Consider the following 17,748-nt stretch of genomic DNA (forward strand, 5'->3'; position numbering starts at 1 on the left):
GCTAGGCGAGCAGGCTGCCCGCGCCGAGGGTGAAGATGTTGGCGGCGATCGCGGCGTTCAGACCCAGGCCGGCCAGGAACAGGGCAGCCTGCGCGGCGGGTCCGCGCGAACGCCCGATCCATGCGGCAAGCACGAAGACGAGGAGCGGGCCCAGGATGCCGACGAGGAGCACGAAAATACCGAGTCCGCTCAGCTGGGTGTCGAGGCTTTGAGCCAGGATGTTGAGGCCGACGAGGTTGCCGACGCCCTCCCAGATGTCGTAGGCATAGCAAAGGCCGAACAGGATCGCGATGCCCGTCGACAGCCAGCGCGGGGTGCGCCGCCGGGATGAGGGGACGGCCGCGGGCGTGGTCACCGGTGAATCGGTCATGCGATGACCCCCGGTCCGGAGATGAACGGCAGCGGGGCGAGCAGAACGACTCCGAGGAGTAGCCAGCCGATCCGGGCTCGGGGATGCGTTCTGGTCAGCCAGAACGTCACCGCGAACCAGACCGCTGGAGCGGCCACGGCCAGCCAGAGACCGAGGGAGAACATGAACTCGGACAACTCGTCGGCGGGCGGGGTCTGGATGCGGCCCACGCCGATGAACCAGCCCACCGTGTAGAGCAGATATATTCCGCCGAAGATTCCGAGCGAGACGAGCGCCAGGGAACTCGTGGCCGTGCGGGTCAGGGCGGCGTCGGCCGCCGCCTTCGCCGCGACAGCGGATGCCGGACCGGCCACGGTCCATCCCTCCGGAGGCGCGACGGAACCGGTCTCGGTACCGGCCGCGGTGCCGGTGTCGGTTTCGGTTTCAGAGCCGGAGCCGGAACCGTCGCCGGTCGTGACGAAAGCGCCCGAATCGGGCTCGGCGGGCCGTGCGGTCGCGCCAGACTCGTCGCCGGAGACGAGCGTGGGGTCGTCGTCGCCGGCCCAGCCCAGGGCGTCGTCCCGGTTGTCGTCACCGGAGTGTCCAGAAGTCATGAGACCAGCGTACCGAGGCGCCGCCCGGGCGGCGCACACTTCCGGCTGATCAAGACTTTCAGTGCCTTGGTTTCCGCCGCGCGGGAGAAGGTGTCGTACGCCTCGAGGATCTGGTCCATCCGGAACCGATGCGTGGTCAGCTTGTCGGCTGGGATCTTCTTCTGCGCGACGAGCCGGAAGACGGCGTCCGGGGCCGAGGCGCGCTCGAGCTTCGCGGCCGTGACCGTCTCCCCCGCCGGGCCGTCGGGGCTGCCATGAACCGGCTGCGAATGGGGTCGTGTCCTGTGCGAACCGGCAGGCCGGGTTCATCCACGGGCATCAATGGTGACCACCCGGACCGGACGTGGCAAGCACCCCGAATGCATCCTCGGGCAATCAGCGCCGTTGACGCGGCAGCGGGGCCAATCCAGTGGATTGGCCCCGCTGCCGATGCGAGCTCGGGTGTTAGCGCGCGGCTTCGCCGTCAGTGTAGTCGTCGTCGGCGGAGGCGTTCCAGGCGAACAGCTTGCGCAGCTCACGGCCGGTGGCTTCGATGGGGTGCTCTTCGCCCTTCTTGCGCAGAGCAAGGAACTCCGGTGCTCCGGCGTCCTGGTCCGCGATGAAGCGGGCCGCGAAGGCGCCGTTCTGGATGTCGGCGAGAACGGCCTTCATATTCTCCTTGACGTGGGCGTCGATGACGCGTGGGCCGGAGACGTAGTCGCCGTACTCGGCGGTGTCGGAGACGCTCCACCGCTGCTTGGCGATGCCCCCCTCCCACATCAGGTCGACGATGAGCTTGAGCTCGTGCAGCACCTCGAAGTAGGCGACCTGCGGCTGGTAGCCGGCCTCGGTGAGAACCTCGAAGCCGTACTGGATCAGCTGCGACGCGCCACCACAGAGCACGGCCTGCTCGCCGAACAGGTCGGTTTCGGTCTCTTCGGTGAAGGTGGTCTTGATGCCGGCGGCGCGCAGCCCACCGATCGCCTTGGCGTAGCTGAGGGTGAGCGGCCAGGCCGCGCCCGAGGCATCCTTCTCGACGGCGACGATCACGGGAACGCCGCGGCCGGCCTCATACTCGCGGCGCACGGTGTGGCCCGGTCCCTTGGGGGCGACCATGGTGACGTCGATGCCTTCGGGGGCCTTGATGTAGCCGAAACGGATGTTGAAGCCGTGTCCGAAGACAAGGGCCTTGCCCGCAGCGAGGTTCGGCAGCACGTCGTCGGCGAACAGGTGACGCTGCACCTGGTCGGGCGCCAGGATGACGATGACGTCGGCCCAGGCGGATGCCTCGGCGGTGCTGAGAACGGTGAAGCCGGCCTCTTCGGCCTTGGCCTTGGACTTCGAGCCCTCCTTGAGGCCGATGACGACCTCGACACCCGAGTCGCGCAGGTTCTGCGCGTGGGCGTGACCCTGCGAGCCATAGCCGATGACGGCTACCTTCTTGCCCTGGATGATCGACAGGTCGGCGTCTTTGTCGTAGTAAATCTCAGACACGAGTAAATGTTCTCCTTGTTGTTGTAGTCGGTGGTCGAGCTCTAGTTTTTGAAGACGCGCTCGCTGATCGATTTCGACCCGCGGCCGATGGCGAGCAGGCCGGACTGGGCGATTTCCTTGATCCCGTAGGGCTCGAGCACGCGCAGCAGCGCCTGCGTTTTGCCGGAGTCCCCGGTGACCTCGATCACGACCGCGTCGACGGACACGTCGACGACCCGAGCCCGGAACAGGGTCACGGCTTCGAGCACCATCGACCGGGTCGTGTTGTCGGCGCGCACCTTCACCAGCAGGTGTTCGCGCTGCACCGACTGGGCCGGGTCGAGTTCGACGATCTTGATGACGTTGATCAGCTTGTTCAGCTGCTTGGTCACTTGCTCCAGCGGTGCGTCTTCGACGTCGACGAGGATCGTGATGCGGGAGAGCCCGGGGATTTCGGTGTGGCCGACGGCGAGGCTCTCGATGTTGAAACCGCGGCGGGCGAAGAGGCCGGCGACCCGGGTGAGCAGGCCGGGCTTGTCCTCGACGAGGAGGCTCAGAACGTGGGTGCTCACGGGTTATTCCTCTTCCCAGGTCGGTGCGTGCTCTTTGGCATACTGCACATAGCTGTTGCTGACACCCTGCGGCACCATCGGCCAGACCATGGCGTCCCGGCTCACGATGAAGTCGATCACCACGGGCCGGTCGTTGGTCGCCAACGCCAGCTTGATGGCGTCGTCGACCTGGTCGGGGCTGGTGACCCGGATGGCGAGGGCACCGTAGGCCTCCGACAGCTTCACGAAGTCCGGCACCATGGCGGACCCGTGCCCGGTGTGCAGATCGGTGAAGGAGTGCCGTCCGTCGTAGAACAGGGTCTGCCACTGGCGCACCATGCCCAGCGAGGAGTTGTTGATGATGGCGACCTTGATCGGAATGTTGTTGATCGTGCAGGTGGCCAGCTCCTGGTTGGTCATCTGGAAGCATCCGTCGCCGTCGATCGACCAGACCACCCGGTCGGGCTCGGCCACCTTGGCACCCATCGCTGCGGGGATGGAGTAGCCCATCGTGCCGGCGCCCCCGGAGTTCAGCCAGGAATTGGGCCGCTCGTACTTGATGAACTGGGCCGCCCACATCTGGTGCTGGCCGACACCGGCCGCATAGACGGCTTCCGGCCCGGTCAGCTCGCCGATGCGCTGGATCACGAACTGCGGGCTCATGAGGCCGTCGGTCGGCTCGGAATAGCCCAGCGGGAACTCCTCCCGCAGACCCTTGAGGTAGGTCCACCAAACGCTGACGTCGGGCGTCGTCGTGGTGATGGCGGCCGCGTAGGCGATGGTGAGTTCGGTGATGACCTCCTTGGCATCACCGACGATGGGAACGTCGGCGGCGCGGATCTTACCGATCTCCGCGGGGTCGATGTCGACGTGCACGATCGTGGCGTGCGGCGCAAACTCGGAGACCTTGCCGGTGACCCGGTCGTCGAAGCGGGAGCCGAGCGCGATGATCAGGTCTGCCTCCTGCAGCGCGAGCACCGCGGACACGGTGCCGTGCATCCCGGGCATGCCCAGGTGCTGGTCGTGCGAGTCCGGGAACGCGCCGCGCGCCATCAACGTGGTGACGACGGGCGTCTTGCTGAGTTCGGCGAACGCGAGCAGTTCTTCCGACGCGCGGGCACGGATGACACCGCCACCCACATAGAGGACGGGCTTCTTGGCCTCGGCAAGCAGCTGGGCCGCAGCCTGCACCTGTTTGCCGTGGGCCTTGGTGACCGGCCGGTAGCCGGGCAGGTCGAGCTTGGGCGGCCAGATGAACGGGGCGCTCTTCTGCTGGGCATCCTTGGTGATGTCCACCAGGACCGGGCCGGGCCGGCCGGTGGAGGCGATCAGGTGAGCCGACGCGATAGCCGCGGGGATGTCCTCGGGACGCTTGACCAGGAAGGAGTGCTTCGTGATCGGCATGGTGATGCCGACGATGTCGGCCTCCTGGAAGGCATCCGTGCCCATCAGGGTGGAGAAGACCTGGCCGGTGATGCAAAGGATCGGCACCGAGTCCATGTACGCGTCGGCGATGGCGGTGACAAGGTTGGTGGCGCCGGGCCCGGAGGTGGCGATGGCCACCCCGACGCGGTTGCTCGCCGAGGCGTAGCCCTCCGCGGCGTGGCCGGCACCCTGCTCGTGCCGCACCAGGATGTGCCGGATCACGGTTTGGCTCATCAGCTCGTCGTAGAGCGGAATGACGGCGCCGCCCGGCAGACCGAAGACGTCGGTGACGCCCAGCAGCTCCAGCGAGCGGATGATCGCACCGGAACCGGTGAGGATTTCCGGTGCCCCCGAGTCGGGCGCCCCGGCGGCCGCGGCAGACGAGGGCGACGGTGATGGCACGGGTGTTTCCGCGGTCATGTGATCAGTTCCCTAGTTCGATGACGAATAGTGAGTTCTACCCCGTGACGGCGCCGACGGCCGCAGACTGGACAAGCTTCGAGTACTTTGCGAGAACGCCCCGGGTGTAGCGCGGAGGCAGAGGTGCCCAGCCAACACTCCGGGCGGTCAGCTCATCAGGGTCGACCAGTAGGTCGAGCGTGCGAGCTGCGATATCGACCCGTATCAGATCACCATCGCGCACGAAGGCGATTGGACCTTCGTCCACCGCTTCGGGTGCTATATGGCCGATGCACAGTCCGGTTGTGCCGCCTGAGAATCGACCGTCCGTTAAGAGTAGTACATCGGCGCCGAGCCCGGCGCCCTTGATAGCGGCGGTGATCGAGAGCATCTCCCGCATTCCGGGCCCGCCCTTGGGTCCCTCGTAGCGGATGACGACGACGTCTCCCTTCTGGATCTCCCCCGCAGTGAGAGCGTCCATGGCGGCGCGCTCACGCTCAAACACGCGCGCGGGTCCCTCGAAGATGTCGGAGTCGAAGCCGGCGGTTTTGACGACGGCACCCTCGGGGGCGATAGAGCCCTTGAGGATGGTGATTCCGCCGCTGGCGTGAATCGGGTTGTCGAGGGTGCGCAGCACCTCGCCGTCCAGTTCGGGCGGGTCGATCTCGGCAAGGTTCTCGGCCACGGTCTTGCCGGTCACGGTGAGCGCGTCGCCGTGGATGAGGCCGGCCTCAAGCAGGGCCCGCATCACGGCCGGCACGCCGCCGTGACGGTCGACGTCGTTCATGACGTACTTGCCGAACGGTTTCAGGTCGCCGATGTGCGGCACCTTGTCGCCGATGCGGTTGAAGTCGTCGAGGGTGAGCTCGACCTCGGCCTCGTTCGCGATGGCCAGCAGGTGCAGAACCACGTTGGTGGAGCCGCCGAACGCCATCGCCACGGCGATCGCGTTCTCGAAGGCCTTGCGGGTCAGGATGTCCCTGGCCGTGATCCCCAGACGCAGCAGGTTGACGACGGCCTCGCCGGAGCGGTGCGCGTAGTAGTCGCGGCGGCGGTCGGCGGAGGCCGGGGAGGCCGATCCCGGCAGGCTCATGCCGAGAGCCTCGGCCACGCTGGCCATGGTGTTGGCGGTGTACATGCCGCCGCAGGCACCCTCGCCGGGAGCGAAGGCGCACTCGATGCGCTTGGCGTCGGCCACGGACATCCGCCCGGCCTTGACGGCGCCCACCGCCTCGAAGGAGTCGATGATGGTGATGTCTTTTTCGGTGCCGTCGGAAAGCTTGACCCAGCCGGGAGCGATCGATCCTGCGTAGAGGAAAACGCTGGCCAGGTCGAGGCGGGCCGCGGCCATCAGCATCCCGGGCAGCGACTTGTCGCAGCCCGCCAGCAGCACGGAGCCGTCGAGGCGCTCGGCCTGCATGACAACCTCGACCGAGTCGGCGATGACCTCGCGGGAGACGAGGGAGAAGTGCATGCCCTCATGGCCCATCGAGATGCCATCGGAGACGGAGATGGTGCCGAACTGCAGCGGGTAGCCGCCGCCGCCGTGCACACCTTCTTTGGCGGCCTGCGCGAGGCGGTCCAGGGAGAGGTTGCAGGGCGTGATCTCGTTCCACGAGCTTGCGATGCCGATCTGGGGTTTCTCCCAGTCGGCGTCGCCCATACCGACGGCCCGGAGCATCCCCCGCGAGGTGGTGGCTTCGATTCCATCGGTGACGTCCCGGCTGCGAGGCTTCATATCGATCTCAGTCATGCACTGAGTCTAAACGTCCGCTGAAGGCGGAACGTCGCCCGAGGGTCATGCTCCGGCGGCGGCCTCACGCTCCGCGGCGACGGCCGCGCGGGCATCGGCGATCAGGCCCAGCACCAGCGGCACGTCTTCGGGGCCGCGCACCCGGTAGCCGGCGAGCGAGTCGCCTGCCCCGATCTTGAGGCCGACGTCGCCGGGTCGCAGCACGGCGAAGGCGTCTTCGTCGGTGGTGTCGTCGCCGGCGTAGAAGACCCGGTCGGCCCCCGCGTGCCGGCGCAACCGCGCAAGGGCGTCGCCCTTGGTGCTGGCACGCACCGCGAATTCGATCACGTCCTTGCCGTCCCGCACAGTCAGGCCGGGCAGCAGCGTGCCCAGCTCCCCGCGTGCGGCCTTCAGGGCGGCCGCCGCTTTCCGAGGCGTCGCCAGCCGGGTGTGCAGGGCCAGACCGGCCGGCTTGCGTTCGATCCAGGTTCCGTCGATGCTGCCGGAGATGCGCTCAAGCACCCGGGCGAGGGCGTCGAGCTGCTCGAGTTCCTCGGTGACGAGGTCGAGTTCGATCTCGGGGGTGTCCAGCTGCACCTCGATCCCGTGCGAGCCGGCGAGGAGCACATCGGTCTGCGGCTGCGACACGTGCCGCAGGCTGACCAGGGCCCGGCCGGAGACGAACGCGACCCGCACCCCGTCGAGGTCGAGCAGGCGCTGCACCGCCTCGCGGGTGCCTGCCACTGCGCGCGCGTCTTCGGGCTTGTCGACGTGCGGGGCAAGCGTCCCGTCGAAATCGAGGGCCACGAGGATGTTGTCGGCGCGGCTGAGATCCTTCAGCGCACCGGCGAGGGTGTCGGGGATCCCGGGACGCACGGCGGCTCCTTCGGTCAGGGTTCGGAGGAAGGAAGAGGACCAGGCGTCGACGTCGTTGTCGAAGACCTTGCGGCGGAGCGAGCGCATGCGTCGCAGCCGTTCCTGGCGGGGCATCGCGACGGCCCTGAGGATGGCGGCCTTCACGCCGTCGATGTCATGCGGGTTGATCAGCACGGCCTGTTTGAGCTCGTCGGCGGCGCCGGCGAACTCGCTCAGAACGAGCACGCCGTCGCGGTCGAAGCGCACGGCCACGTATTCCTTGGCGACGAGGTTCATGCCGTCGCGGAGCGCGGTCACGAGCATCACGTCGGCCGCGAGGTAGAGCGCCACCATCTCCTCGCGCGGGTAGCCGTGATGGTGGTAACTGATGGCGGTGTGGCTGATGGTGGAGAAGTCGCCGTTGAGGCGGCCGACGGCCAGTTCGATCTCGTCGCGCAGGGCGATGTAGGGGCCGACGCGTTCCCGGGAGGGGCTGGCGACCTGCACCAGGGTGACGTCCTCCACGCTCAGGCTGCCGTCGGCGAGCAGCTCGCCGAACGCCTTGATGCGGTGGGCGATGCCCTTGGTGTAGTCGAGCCGGTCCACGCCCAGCATGATCGTCTGGGGGTTGCCGAGGTCTTCGCGGATCTGGCGCGCCCGCTCCTGGATCTCGGGGCGCCGCGCCAGTTCCTCGTAGGCGGCGGCGTCGATGGAGATCGGGAAGTGCTTGGCGATCACCCGGCGATGCTTGCCATCGGGTGCGGGCACATCGATGGCGACGCCGCGGGTCGGATAGCCGTAGAGGCGGCGCACGGCTCGGGAGAAGTTACCGGCGTCGGCGAGGCGCTGGAAACCGATCAGGTCGGCGCCGAGCAGTCCGTCGAGGATCTGCTTGCGCCAGGGTAGCTGGGCGTAGATCCCGTAGGGCGGAAAAGGGATGTGGTTGAAGAACCCGATCACGAGGTCGGGCCGCGCGTCGCGCAGCATCCGTGGCACGAGCTGCAACTGGTAGTCGTGCACCCACACCGTGGCGCCGGGCGCAGCGGCGGATGCGGCGGCGTCGGCGAAGCGGCGGTTCACCCGAACGTAGGCCTCCCACCATTCGCGGTGGTAGCGCGGCGGCGCGATCACGTCGTGGTAAAGCGGCCAGATCGTGTCGTTGGAGAAGCCCTCGTAGTAATCCTCCAACTCCGACTCGCTGAGCCGCACCGGCACGATGGAGATGCCGTCGTTCTCGAACGGGTCGAACGAGCGGTCGGCGATGCCGGGCCAGCCCACCCAGGCGCCGTCGGAGCTGCGCATCATGGGCTCGAGGGCGGTGACCAGGCCGCCGGGCGAGGTGCGCCAGCCCTCGGTTCCGTCTTCGGAAACCTCGATCTCGATCGGGAGGCGGTTGGAGACCACGACCAGCGAATAGGTGGAGTCCGGGGCGGCGGATGCCGTGGGTTCGGCTGCAGAGGTAATGGGATCGTCCGTTCCGGCGGGCGCAGAGCGACGCCTTGGTGGTCTCCCAAGGCTACCAGTGGGCCGAAAGCGGTGGCCGGGCTGGCCACTCGGCCACGGTCGCCCGACATGGGGACAACTTTGAGGTAACGCGCGTACTTTAACCCGTGGATCGTGTCCGGGTGTGGCGCGACCCCGGCTGACTGTTTGAAAGAGGCGGACCCATGGACCTGAATTCACTGCTGAGCTGGGTGTCGATCTCACTCGCGACCATCAGCCTCGTTGTCTTCGTCTCGTTCTTCGTTCTGGTGCGGAGGCTGTACCGGCGCATTCGCCGTAGCCGCAGGCTGACCGGCGCGGTGTTGCGTTCTCGCACCATCCTGAGTCGGGGCCCGCAACACGAGGTTCTGAAGCTGCAGTTGCGGCTGAAGGAATCTCTCGACAGTGGTCAGGCAGCCGTCGACCTGGCCCGGAGCAGCCAGGGCCCGCTCGGCGAGCTTCCGCGACTTTTCCGTCGCATTCAGGGCGAAAGCGTCACGCTGCAATCGCAGCTGCGGCTACTGACGAGCGAGGCCGATCCTGTCGTGCTCGCCGAGGCGCTGTCGGTGGCCGGCCGCCGTGTCGACCAAGTGGCCGGGTTGGTGCGCCGGCTGCGCTCGGCCGTCGCTGCCGGTCTCGGAGAGCTCACCGATGACACCCTCACGGCCCTTCGGTCCGAGGTCGACCGCGAGGTGGCCGCGCTCCGGGCTGGGGTCGATGAGTTGCGCTCCCTCAACGGCCGCTCGCTCAACGGCTGCTCCCTCGACGGCCACTCCCATAACGGCAACGACGGGTTCTCCGATCCGCGCCGGCCCCTGCCCATGAATACTTTCAACAGAAGGACTGAATCATGAGCCTCACCTCGCGGCTGCGCGTCATCCTCCGCAGCAAGTCAAACCAGGCCCTGACCCGGATCGAAGACCCCCGCGAGGCCCTCGACGACAGCTACGAGCAGCAGGTGAAGTCGCTCCAGCAGGTGCGCCTGGGGCTGGCCGAGGTCGCAACGGCAAAGAAGCGAATTGAGTTGCAGGGGCAGGACATGGGCGGCCGCTACCAGCGGCTGGCCGACCAGGCCCAGGAGGCCCTGAACCAGGGCCGGGAAGATCTGGCCCGCACGGCGCTGGAACGCCGGTCGCTCCTCGAGGGCCAGGTGGCAGCCATCCGTGACCAGTACCTCGTTTTGGCGCAGCAGCAGGCGCAACTGCAGGACAACGAACGACGCCTCGCCGAACGGGTCGCCGCCTTCCGCACGGAGAAGGAGACCATCAAGGCCACCTACGCTGCCTCCGAGGCTCGGGTCAAGGCCAACGAGGCCGCGTCCGGCATCGGCTCGCAACTGGGCACGGTCGGTGCCGACCTCGACCGGGCCAAGGACCGGGTCACCCAGATGCAGGCCCGCGCCGCCGCCACCGACGAGCTGCTCTCCAGCGGCGCTCTGAACGATGTCACGGCCCCGCTCGACGCGGACCTCGAACGGCAGCTCTCGGCTGGGGCGACCAGAGCGGCTGTCGACCGCCAGCTTCAAGCGATGAAGGAGGCCCGCGCCACGAACCGAGGCCCTGGCCCGAACGCTCGCGGAGGAACCGACGCCTGGTTGAGTATCGGCCAGGGCCCGTCTCTCCCCTGATCCTGGTCGTCGACCAACTCTGAGCCAGGTCGTCGAACCAATTCGACGGAGATTTTGGCGGAAACGCTACTTTCCGGGGCATCCTGGACCTGGCTTGGCAAAATCTCCGTCGAATTCGTTCGGGCTGCGGGGCAGAACAAAGCGCGAGGTGCACGCCCGAACCGCACAGGCACTTCGGCGCATCAGGCGGGAGGTGTGGCCACCTCAGGAGATCCGGCCGGGCCGAGCCGGGTATCCGCACCTGTTCCGCACTGGTCCGCGCCGACTGGAGAATTTGGGCGACGGATGTCCTGAGTCAGCCCCACACGCAAGCTCGCCTGAACCTGAACCTGAACCACGGTTGCTCGGGTGAGCCAAAATCTCCGGCGAATTCGTGCGGCGCACGGGGCGCAACCTCACGCGGGCGGGCACACGTTCCCTCCGGGAACAGATACCCCGAATCAGCTGCGGGCCTGCGCCAGGCCGAACGAGCGGGCGCCGCGCCGGCTGGCGACGGTCCAATACGAGGCCAGAACGCTCACCAGTGCGAAGATCAGCAGGATGGCCGCGGGCCCGCCGGCGCTGCCGCCTCCCCCGGAGACAATGGCCTGCATGCCCCGCACCGCCCAGGTGAGCGGCAGGAACGGGCTGATCATCTGGAACGGCGCCGACACCAGCTCAATCGGGTAGAGCCCACCCACCGCGGTGAGCTGCAGCGCGAGCAGTACCAGGGAGACCACGATTCCGACCCGGCCGAACGCCGCCGTGAGGAAGTGGTGCACCGCCGCGAACACGAAGGCGAGGAACACCGCGAAGGCCAGGGTCGACGGCAGGATCGACCACGAGACGCCGAGCGTGCTGTGCAGCAACAACACCACGACCACGGCCTGCGCTGCGGCGATTCCGAACGCACGGCCGAGGCTGCGGGCCACGAGGTTGCCGGTCGACGCGGTCGACGCGAGCGCGAGCGCGGACAGCGGCTGCATCACCAGGAAGATCGCCAGGGCACCGATCCACAGGCCGATCGGCACAAAGACCATGCCGATGACCGGGCCGATCGACGCGAAGGCGTTGTCGCGCTCCGCGGTGATGCCGACCGGTTCGGAGACGACCGCCGCCGTCGTCACCGGGTCGGTGTCGGTGAGAAGGGCCGCGCTGTCCGCGCCGTCCTGCAGCCCGCTGGCGAGTTCGACCGCGCCCGATTCGAGCAGGCGGGCGCCCGCCGCGGCATCCGTTGTTCCGGTGGCCAGCTGCGAGAGGCCGGTGGCGATGCCGGCAACGCCGGTGGCGAGGTCGCTGGCACCGCCGCGGAGGTCGCTGCCGCCGGCGGAGAGCAGGCTCGCACCGTTGGCGCTCTGAGACACCCCATCGAGCACGCCTTCGAGGCCCGGACCAACCTGGCCGATGCCGGTGCTCTGCGCGGCGAGGGCGTCGAATCCGCCCTGGAGCTGCAGCAGGGCCGGCGCGTAGTCGGCGACCCGCGGGTCGCTCTGCATGGCCGCGTTCAGCTGCCTGAAACCGTCGGCGTTGGACTGCACCCCGGCCGCGTAGGCCGGTAGGCCGGTCGCGAGCGGAGCCAGCCCGGCCGCGCCCGTGCTCAGCCGGGTCAGGCCGTCGCTCAGTCCGGTGACGCCCTGGGTGTACTCGGCCACGCCGGAGGAGAAGCTGGCGGCGCCGGTCGCGGCGGACGAGGCCCCGGATGCCGCGGCGGCCGTGCCGCCGGCCAGCGAATCGAGTCCGGTGGCCACGCCGGTGACCCCGGTCGAAACCTGCGCGGCGCCATCCGCCGCCTGCGTGAGGGACTCGCCCAGCACAGCCAGGTTGGTGTACAGCCCGTTGAGGTACTGCGAGGTGATCTCGCGGCCGAAGACGCCCGACATGGCGGTGCCCACCGACTGGGCCACCGATCCGGCCAGGAACGAGTGCGCGTCATCCGTGCGGATGCCCAGGTCGGCCTGGGTGGGAGCCGCCCCGCCCAGCGAGGTCACCGACGCCGAGAAGTCCTTCGGGATCGTGAGCACCGCGTAGGCGTCGCCGGAGGCCAGGGCCGCCGCGGCATCCACGGAGTTGGAGATGGTCCAGTCGAACCCGGTGGCCTCGGACCCCTCATCGGAAGGCTTGGTGAGTTCGGTCACGAGCAGGCGGCCGGCGAGCACCGGCTGCTCGGTGCCGTCGGGCAGGGTGGTGGTGACGATCTCGTCGTTGTTGACGACGATCGCCGGCAGCGTGTCCACGCGCTGATCGGCGGTGGCGAGGGCCCCGGCGAAGAGTCCGGCAACCGCCAGCGGCACCACGATCAGGCCCGCCAGCAGGGCCCCGAGGGCCCCTCGGCGCTGCCCGGGCGTGCGGCTGAACAGTTTCTCAAGCCTGGTGCTCATCGCTGCAGGGCCTTTCGGTCACGGGAACCGAGTTCGAGGGTCTGCAGCGGGCGGGCCCCGCGGTAGACCGCGATCGCCTCGGGGAAGGAGGCGGCACCGACGATGAGGGCGGTCGAGGCCGGGGCGAGGATCGCCAGCACCTGCACGAGGTCCCGCCCCGCCGGGTCGACGGGCAGTCCCTCGCCGAGGTCGACGATGACAACTCCCGGGGTCTCGATGAGCGCCGCGGTCACGTGCACCGCGGCACGGCCCAGGGCGGAGAGGGACGATACCGTCGTGCCGGCCACGATCGGGCCGGCGTCCCGGCCGCTCGACGGGGTGCCGAGCGCACCGTTCAGACGCGCGATCCACCCCGCGAGAAGCGAACGGCGCGAAGCGGCGCGGTACCACGGATGCGCCAGGTCCAGCCGTTCGGCCAGCAACTCCCCCACGGTGAGCCCATTGTCGCGGCTGTCGCCCACGTCGGCGAGCGCCACCGCGCAGAGGGCGCGGCTGCGCTCGGACGGCAGCGGAAAGCCCATGACCTGGAGGCGGCCGAACACCGGGTCGAGCCGGCCGGCCAGGGTGGCGGCGACGACGCGGCGGTGGGTGGCGGAGCCGGTCAGTACCACCACCGCGCCGGCGTCGATGGTGAGGTCCAGCGGCCCGAAGGGGCTCTCCGGCAGCCCGAAGACGGCTCCCTCGGCCGTGATGGCGTGCGGCTGGCTGATGGCCCATTCCTTGTCGGCCAGGTGCCGGCGCAGACCCTCACCCTCGATGTCGACGTTGGGCAGAATGCGGGAGAGCCAGCGTGGCAGCCACCAGGCGGCATCGCCGGCGAGGGCCATCGCGGCCGGGACCAATGTCATCCGCACCAGGAACGCGTCGAGGAAGACTCCGACGGCGAGGGCGAACGCGATGCCCTTGATCGCCCCGGTGCCCTCGGGCACGAAGGCAAAGAAGACGAAGAACATGATCAGGGCGGCGGCCGTGACCACGCGGGCAGCGTGGGAGAACCCGTGCACGATGGATTCGCGGGCCAGGCCAGTCTTCACGAACTCCTCCCGCATGCCAGAGACGAGGAACACCTCGTAGTCCATGGCCAGACCGAAGAGCACGGCCATCAGCAGGATGGGCAGGAAGCTTAGGATCGGCCCGGGGGTTTCCACCCCGAGCAGCTCGGAGAACCAGCCCCACTGGAAGATCGCCACGGTCGCGCCGATCGATGCGGCCACCGAGAGCAGGAACCCGAGGGCCGCTTTGATCGGCACGAAGATCGACCGGAACACCATGGTCAGCAGGATGATCGAGAGCCCCACCACGATCAGGGCGAACGGCACGAGCGCGTTGCTGAGGCGGTTGGAGATGTCGATCGACACGGCGGTCGCGCCGGTCACGGCGATGGGGGTGCGCAAGTCGTCGTCGATCGATGGTGCCAGATCGCGGATGGCCTGCACGAGCGCCTTGGTCTCGGGCGCGTTCGGCGCGCTGTCCGGCATGACCTGGATGATGGCGGTGTCGACGGTCGGGTTCGGAGTGCCCTTGCCGACGAAGGCCACGCCGGGCAGGGTGCGCAGGGCCGCGCCGATGGTGTCGAGGTCACCGAAGATATCCGTCGTCTGGGTGATGTCGACGACGACGATGAGCGGACCGTTGTAGCCCGGACCGAAGCCCTCCTCGAGCATGGTGAACGCCTCACGCTGCGTCGAACCGGCCGGCTCGGACGCCCCGTCAGGCAGGTTCAGGTCGAGGCTGAGGGCCGGGATCGCCAGCGTGCCGAGCACGCCCACCACGAGGAGCACGGCCACGACCGGCGCCCTGAGCACGAGGTTGACCCAGCGGTGGCCGAGGGTGGGCCGGCCGGTGTCTGGACGGGTGGCCCGGTGGTGCGCGCGGCTGCCTGTCTTGGGAGTGAGGCGCCCCTTGGCGAGGCCGAGAACGGCGGGGAGGAGCGTGACCGCCACGAAGATGGAGACCAGCACGGCCAAGGCGGCGCCCAGCCCCATCACGCTGAGGAACGGGATGCCGACCACGAGCAGCCCGAGCAGGGCGATGATCACGGTGATCCCGGCGAAGACGACGGCGCTGCCGGCGGTGGCCACGGCCGAGGCGGCCGAATCGTGTGGTTCGACCCCGTTGGCGAGCTGCGTGCGATGCCGCGACAGGATGAAGAGCACGTAGTCGATGCCTACGGCGAGTCCGAGCATCAGGGCGAGCATGGGGGCCGTGCTCGAGACTGGCACGAATGCGGAAATCACGGTGATGCCGCCGATGGCGACGCCGACGCCGATCAGGGCCATCAGCAGCGGCATCCCGGCGGATACGAGCGAACCGAAGGTGATCACCAGCACCACGCCCGCGAAGATCAGGCCGAGAACCTCGGAGATGGTGATGCCAAAGGTGTTGTCCTGGAAAACCTGGCCGCCGAAGGCTACCTCGAGGCCGGCCTGCTCGGCGATATCCCGCGTCGCGGTCACGTCGTCGAGAGTTTCCGCGGTGACGTCGGTTGATAAGCCGGACAACTGAACCTGGCTGAACGCACTCTCCGAGTCGTCGGAGATCGCGCCCGACGCATATTCGTCATAGGGCGTCAGCACCGAGTCGACGCCGGGCACGTCCGCGAGTTCGGCCGCCATGTCGACGATGGCCGTGCGGTAAGGCTCGTCGGTGACGAATGCCCCGTCCGGGGCCGTGTAGACAACCTGTACCGCGGCGCCGGCCGCCTGGGGGAACACCTCGCCGAGCTTGTCGATGGTGTCCTGTGATTCCGTGCCGGGAATCGCGTACGACTCCTGGGTCTGGCCACCGAGGGCCACCCCGGAGCCGAGGATCCCGACCAGCAGGATGGCCCAGATGCCGAGCACCAGGCCCGCACGCTGGTAGGCGAAGTGGCCGATTCGATAGAGCAGGGTTGCCATGGGTGCTACTTCCGGGACGGGGCGGTGCGAACGGTGACAGGGGCAAGCAGCTCGGTGATGACGGTCAGGAGAGCCGGTCGGACCTCTTCCACCGGGGTTATCTCCTCCCCGAGGAACGTCATACCGGCCACCAGGGTGTAGGCGGCGCCGCCGAGGGCGATACCGAAGCGGATGCGGTCCTCCGTACTCGCATCGCCGTGGCACAGCGTGTCGGAGAGGCGCACGATCACCACTCCTGCCCGGTCGATCACGGGGATGCCGCGCAGCGACTGAGACTGGTTGATGAAGGTGTGCAGCTCGAGGCGGAATTCGAGGATGAAGTCGATGAAGTCGTTCACGAACCGGCTCCGGGTCAGGGCGCTCTCCTCGGTGGCGAGGAACCGTTCGAGAATGGCCTCCAGCCGGTTCACCGCCGGGGTGAGCACCTCGTCGAGGAGCGCTTCCTTGGAGGCGAAGTGGTAGAGCACGCTCGATTTGGAGTACCCGGCCGCGTCGGCGATCTGCTGCAGCGAGGTGCCGGCGAACCCGACCGAGGCGAACTGCTCCAGCGCTGTCGCGCGCAGTTCTGCGCTGGTGCTCTGGCGGTTGTGTGGGGGCTGGGGCATAACGGGCTCTGGAGTCACCCGATCACGGTACCTGACCGATCGGTCAGAGCTTGTCCGATCGGTCAGATTGTCGGGAAACGTGCAGCCGGGCAACTTCCGGGTAGCGTTAGACGCGGAGGTCTCCATGCGAAAGTTCATTTTCAGCAGTGCCATCATCGGCGTGCTCGCCGGCGGTTGGAACATTCTGAGCGCCACCCGCACCGGTCCGCGCGACTGGCGCCTGGCGCTGATGTGGGTCGGCTGGCTGCTCAGCGCCGCCGTCGCCATCGGAACCGTCATCCAGGATGCCGACGATCGCCGAATCGAAGACTAAGTCCTCCGCTGTCGGCGTGTCAGCGCGGGCCGTAGCGCGCCGCACGGCAAACTGAAGAGTTCACGGGCACGTTAGCCGAAAGGGGCTCCCGATGTTTGGTCGACGACGTCGCGTCGCACCGGTCGCACCGGTCATCCCCCCGCCCGTTCCCGAGCTCAGCGACGCTCAGATATTCGAGCTCCTGCACACCCAAATCGCTCGTCTCGTCGGCGCCCAAGGCCAGTGGACTCTAATTCCCCGCAGCAGTGACGACACCGACGTGATCTTCCACGATCTGAAGGCGAACCAGATTGCCTCGTCCCTGGCCTCCGTGCTCCGCACCGAGACCGCCATTCTGCGCGGCGAGGTCACCGCCGAGCCCACCGCGCTCCCCTTCATTCCCGCCCCGATCTCCGTTTGGGCCGAACCGGAGCGGGCGCCGACGGCCACCCTTCCGCGCTTCTCCGCCGCTGCTTCGACGAACAACGCCCGCCTCGTCGCCTGACCCTCGGCCCCGCTTGTTTGCTCGCTCGGCAACGCGATTATTGTCCACTCCGGGTCAACCTGCATCGGTGACCGCAGTCGGCACTGAGTTCCGGTGCGGATGATCGTCCAGTGCTTGTTGTGCAGGAGCAAAGGGTGAGCATGGCACAGCAGTACTCCGTCGGACGAGCGCATCCGTTTGCAGCTGCGGAAGAAACGCCCCGCGGCACCGGAGACCACCCATGCAGGCGCTCGAGATCGCGTTGTGCTGCGGCTGGATCGACGGGCAAGTGAACTCTCTCGACGGTTACTTGTCGCAGGCCTTCACTCCCCGCCGAGCCCGCAGCGTGTGGTCACAGCTCAACCGGGACTCAGCCCTCACCCTCATCGCGGAGGGGTGGATGCGTCCCGCCGGGTTCTTCCCGGCGCTCACGTCCCAGAACCGTTTCGCGATCCTGTTCCGCCTCGACGGTACGAAGCAGCCCGAGGCTCGCGCCGCGAAGATTGCGACCTACATCGGCATGCTCGAATGCGGGGAAACGCTCTACCGGCAGAAACCCCGAGACACCCCTGCGTCGGGAGCTTGCCGGACGCGCCCGTATAGAGTTCCGCCGCATTCTTTGTAGGT

15 protein-coding genes are annotated in these 17,748 nt (G+C 68.2%); 5 read left to right on the forward strand and 10 right to left on the reverse strand.

Translation table 11 applies throughout. From position 1 onward, the window contains the following. Window position 1: 1 nt before the first annotated feature. The 7 genes from E3T25_RS01360 to E3T25_RS01390 all read right to left on the reverse strand — a co-directional run bounded on the left by E3T25_RS01360 (window position 2) and on the right by E3T25_RS01390 (window position 8,841). Entirely contained in the window at window positions 2-370 is a 369-nt protein-coding gene (locus E3T25_RS01360; RefSeq protein WP_134371689.1) for a hypothetical protein, read from the reverse strand. Further along, entirely contained in the window at window positions 367-963 is a 597-nt protein-coding gene (locus E3T25_RS01365; RefSeq protein WP_134371691.1) for a DNA polymerase III subunit gamma/tau, read from the reverse strand. The genes E3T25_RS01360 and E3T25_RS01365 overlap by 4 nt, the downstream gene beginning before the upstream one ends. Window positions 964-1,407: 444 nt before the next feature. Then, complete coding sequence (gene ilvC, locus E3T25_RS01370) at window positions 1,408-2,436, reverse strand: ketol-acid reductoisomerase (protein WP_104102870.1); 1,029 nt, start codon at window positions 2,434-2,436, stop codon at window positions 1,408-1,410. Window positions 2,437-2,477: 41 nt separating this feature from the next. Beyond that, entirely contained in the window at window positions 2,478-2,987 is a 510-nt protein-coding gene (gene ilvN / locus E3T25_RS01375) for an acetolactate synthase small subunit (protein ID WP_104102867.1), read from the reverse strand. A 3-nt stretch (window positions 2,988-2,990) separates the two neighbouring features. Beyond that, on the reverse strand, window positions 2,991-4,811 hold the full coding sequence (locus tag E3T25_RS01380; protein WP_134371693.1) for an acetolactate synthase large subunit: 1,821 nt from the start codon (window positions 4,809-4,811) through the stop codon (window positions 2,991-2,993). A 37-nt stretch (window positions 4,812-4,848) separates the two neighbouring features. Next, window positions 4,849-6,543 carry a dihydroxy-acid dehydratase gene (ilvD, locus tag E3T25_RS01385; protein WP_104171612.1) on the reverse strand — a complete coding sequence of 565 codons (1,695 nt, stop codon included), beginning with the start codon at window positions 6,541-6,543 and terminating at the stop codon, window positions 4,849-4,851. Between the two features lie 45 nt (window positions 6,544-6,588). Continuing rightward, the gene (locus E3T25_RS01390) at window positions 6,589-8,841 is read right to left on the reverse strand and encodes a bifunctional alpha,alpha-trehalose-phosphate synthase (UDP-forming)/trehalose-phosphatase (RefSeq protein ID WP_134371815.1); all 2,253 of its coding nucleotides are present in this window, start codon (window positions 8,839-8,841) and stop codon (window positions 6,589-6,591) included. Between the two features lie 203 nt (window positions 8,842-9,044). Here E3T25_RS01390 and E3T25_RS01395 point away from each other — a divergent pair, with 203 nt between their 5' ends. Both E3T25_RS01395 and E3T25_RS01400 read left to right on the forward strand, forming a co-directional pair. Next, a complete protein-coding gene (locus tag E3T25_RS01395) occupies window positions 9,045-9,713 on the forward strand; it encodes a hypothetical protein (protein ID WP_134371695.1) in 669 nt (222 codons plus the stop codon). Then, window positions 9,710-10,486, forward strand: coding sequence for a PspA/IM30 family protein (locus tag E3T25_RS01400; RefSeq protein ID WP_134371697.1), 777 nt, complete (start codon window positions 9,710-9,712; stop codon window positions 10,484-10,486). Before E3T25_RS01395 ends, E3T25_RS01400 begins: the two co-directional genes overlap by 4 nt. Before the next feature lie 440 nt (window positions 10,487-10,926). On the opposite strand, the gene E3T25_RS01405 is transcribed toward E3T25_RS01400, so the two are convergent. From E3T25_RS01405 to E3T25_RS01415, 3 genes are read right to left on the reverse strand one after another with little or no spacing between them, the layout of a single operon-like run. After that, window positions 10,927-12,843: a YhgE/Pip family protein gene (locus E3T25_RS01405; protein WP_134371699.1), complete on the reverse strand. Its 1,917-nt coding sequence runs from the start codon at window positions 12,841-12,843 to the stop codon at window positions 10,927-10,929. Next, complete coding sequence (locus E3T25_RS01410; protein WP_134371701.1) at window positions 12,840-15,740, reverse strand: MMPL family transporter; 2,901 nt, start codon at window positions 15,738-15,740, stop codon at window positions 12,840-12,842. Before E3T25_RS01410 ends, E3T25_RS01405 begins: the two co-directional genes overlap by 4 nt. A 5-nt stretch (window positions 15,741-15,745) precedes the next feature. After that, window positions 15,746-16,345: a TetR/AcrR family transcriptional regulator gene (locus tag E3T25_RS01415; protein WP_134371703.1), complete on the reverse strand. Its 600-nt coding sequence runs from the start codon at window positions 16,343-16,345 to the stop codon at window positions 15,746-15,748. A 124-nt stretch (window positions 16,346-16,469) separates the two neighbouring features. On the opposite strand from E3T25_RS01415, the gene E3T25_RS01420 reads away from it, so the two are divergent. The 3 genes from E3T25_RS01420 to E3T25_RS01430 all read left to right on the forward strand — a co-directional run bounded on the left by E3T25_RS01420 (window position 16,470) and on the right by E3T25_RS01430 (window position 17,746). Next, window positions 16,470-16,658 (forward strand): hypothetical protein, encoded by a 189-nt coding sequence (locus E3T25_RS01420; RefSeq protein WP_104195104.1) that lies wholly within the window; start codon window positions 16,470-16,472, stop codon window positions 16,656-16,658. Between the two features lie 91 nt (window positions 16,659-16,749). Further along, window positions 16,750-17,142: a hypothetical protein gene (locus E3T25_RS01425; RefSeq protein WP_134371705.1), complete on the forward strand. Its 393-nt coding sequence runs from the start codon at window positions 16,750-16,752 to the stop codon at window positions 17,140-17,142. A 220-nt stretch (window positions 17,143-17,362) separates the two neighbouring features. Continuing rightward, window positions 17,363-17,746 (forward strand): YdeI/OmpD-associated family protein, encoded by a 384-nt coding sequence (locus tag E3T25_RS01430; RefSeq protein WP_134371707.1) that lies wholly within the window; start codon window positions 17,363-17,365, stop codon window positions 17,744-17,746. Window positions 17,747-17,748: the final 2 nt, after the last annotated feature.

It is taken from the genome of Cryobacterium sandaracinum (genome assembly GCF_004403415.1).
GTDB classification, from domain to species: Bacteria; Actinomycetota; Actinomycetes; order Actinomycetales; family Microbacteriaceae; genus Cryobacterium; species Cryobacterium sandaracinum.

Excerpts from the sequence above, each read along its gene's own strand:
- E3T25_RS01360 (WP_134371689.1), bottom strand. The coding sequence starts at position 370 with ATGACCGATTCACCGGTGACCACGCCCGCGGCCGTCCCCTCATCCCGG.
- E3T25_RS01365 (WP_134371691.1), bottom strand. The coding sequence starts at position 963 with ATGACTTCTGGACACTCCGGTGACGACAACCGGGACGACGCCCTGGGC.
- E3T25_RS01380 (WP_134371693.1), bottom strand. The coding sequence starts at position 4,811 with ATGACCGCGGAAACACCCGTGCCATCACCGTCGCCCTCGTCTGCCGCG.
- ilvD (WP_104171612.1), bottom strand. The coding sequence starts at position 6,543 with ATGACTGAGATCGATATGAAGCCTCGCAGCCGGGACGTCACCGATGGA.
- E3T25_RS01395 (WP_134371695.1), top strand. The coding sequence starts at position 9,045 with ATGGACCTGAATTCACTGCTGAGCTGGGTGTCGATCTCACTCGCGACC.
- E3T25_RS01400 (WP_134371697.1), top strand. The coding sequence starts at position 9,710 with ATGAGCCTCACCTCGCGGCTGCGCGTCATCCTCCGCAGCAAGTCAAAC.
- E3T25_RS01405 (WP_134371699.1), bottom strand. The coding sequence starts at position 12,843 with ATGAGCACCAGGCTTGAGAAACTGTTCAGCCGCACGCCCGGGCAGCGC.
- E3T25_RS01410 (WP_134371701.1), bottom strand. The coding sequence starts at position 15,740 with ATGGCAACCCTGCTCTATCGAATCGGCCACTTCGCCTACCAGCGTGCG.
- E3T25_RS01415 (WP_134371703.1), bottom strand. The coding sequence starts at position 16,345 with ATGCCCCAGCCCCCACACAACCGCCAGAGCACCAGCGCAGAACTGCGC.
- E3T25_RS01420 (WP_104195104.1), top strand. The coding sequence starts at position 16,470 with ATGCGAAAGTTCATTTTCAGCAGTGCCATCATCGGCGTGCTCGCCGGC.
- E3T25_RS01425 (WP_134371705.1), top strand. The coding sequence starts at position 16,750 with ATGTTTGGTCGACGACGTCGCGTCGCACCGGTCGCACCGGTCATCCCC.
- E3T25_RS01430 (WP_134371707.1), top strand. The coding sequence starts at position 17,363 with ATGCAGGCGCTCGAGATCGCGTTGTGCTGCGGCTGGATCGACGGGCAA.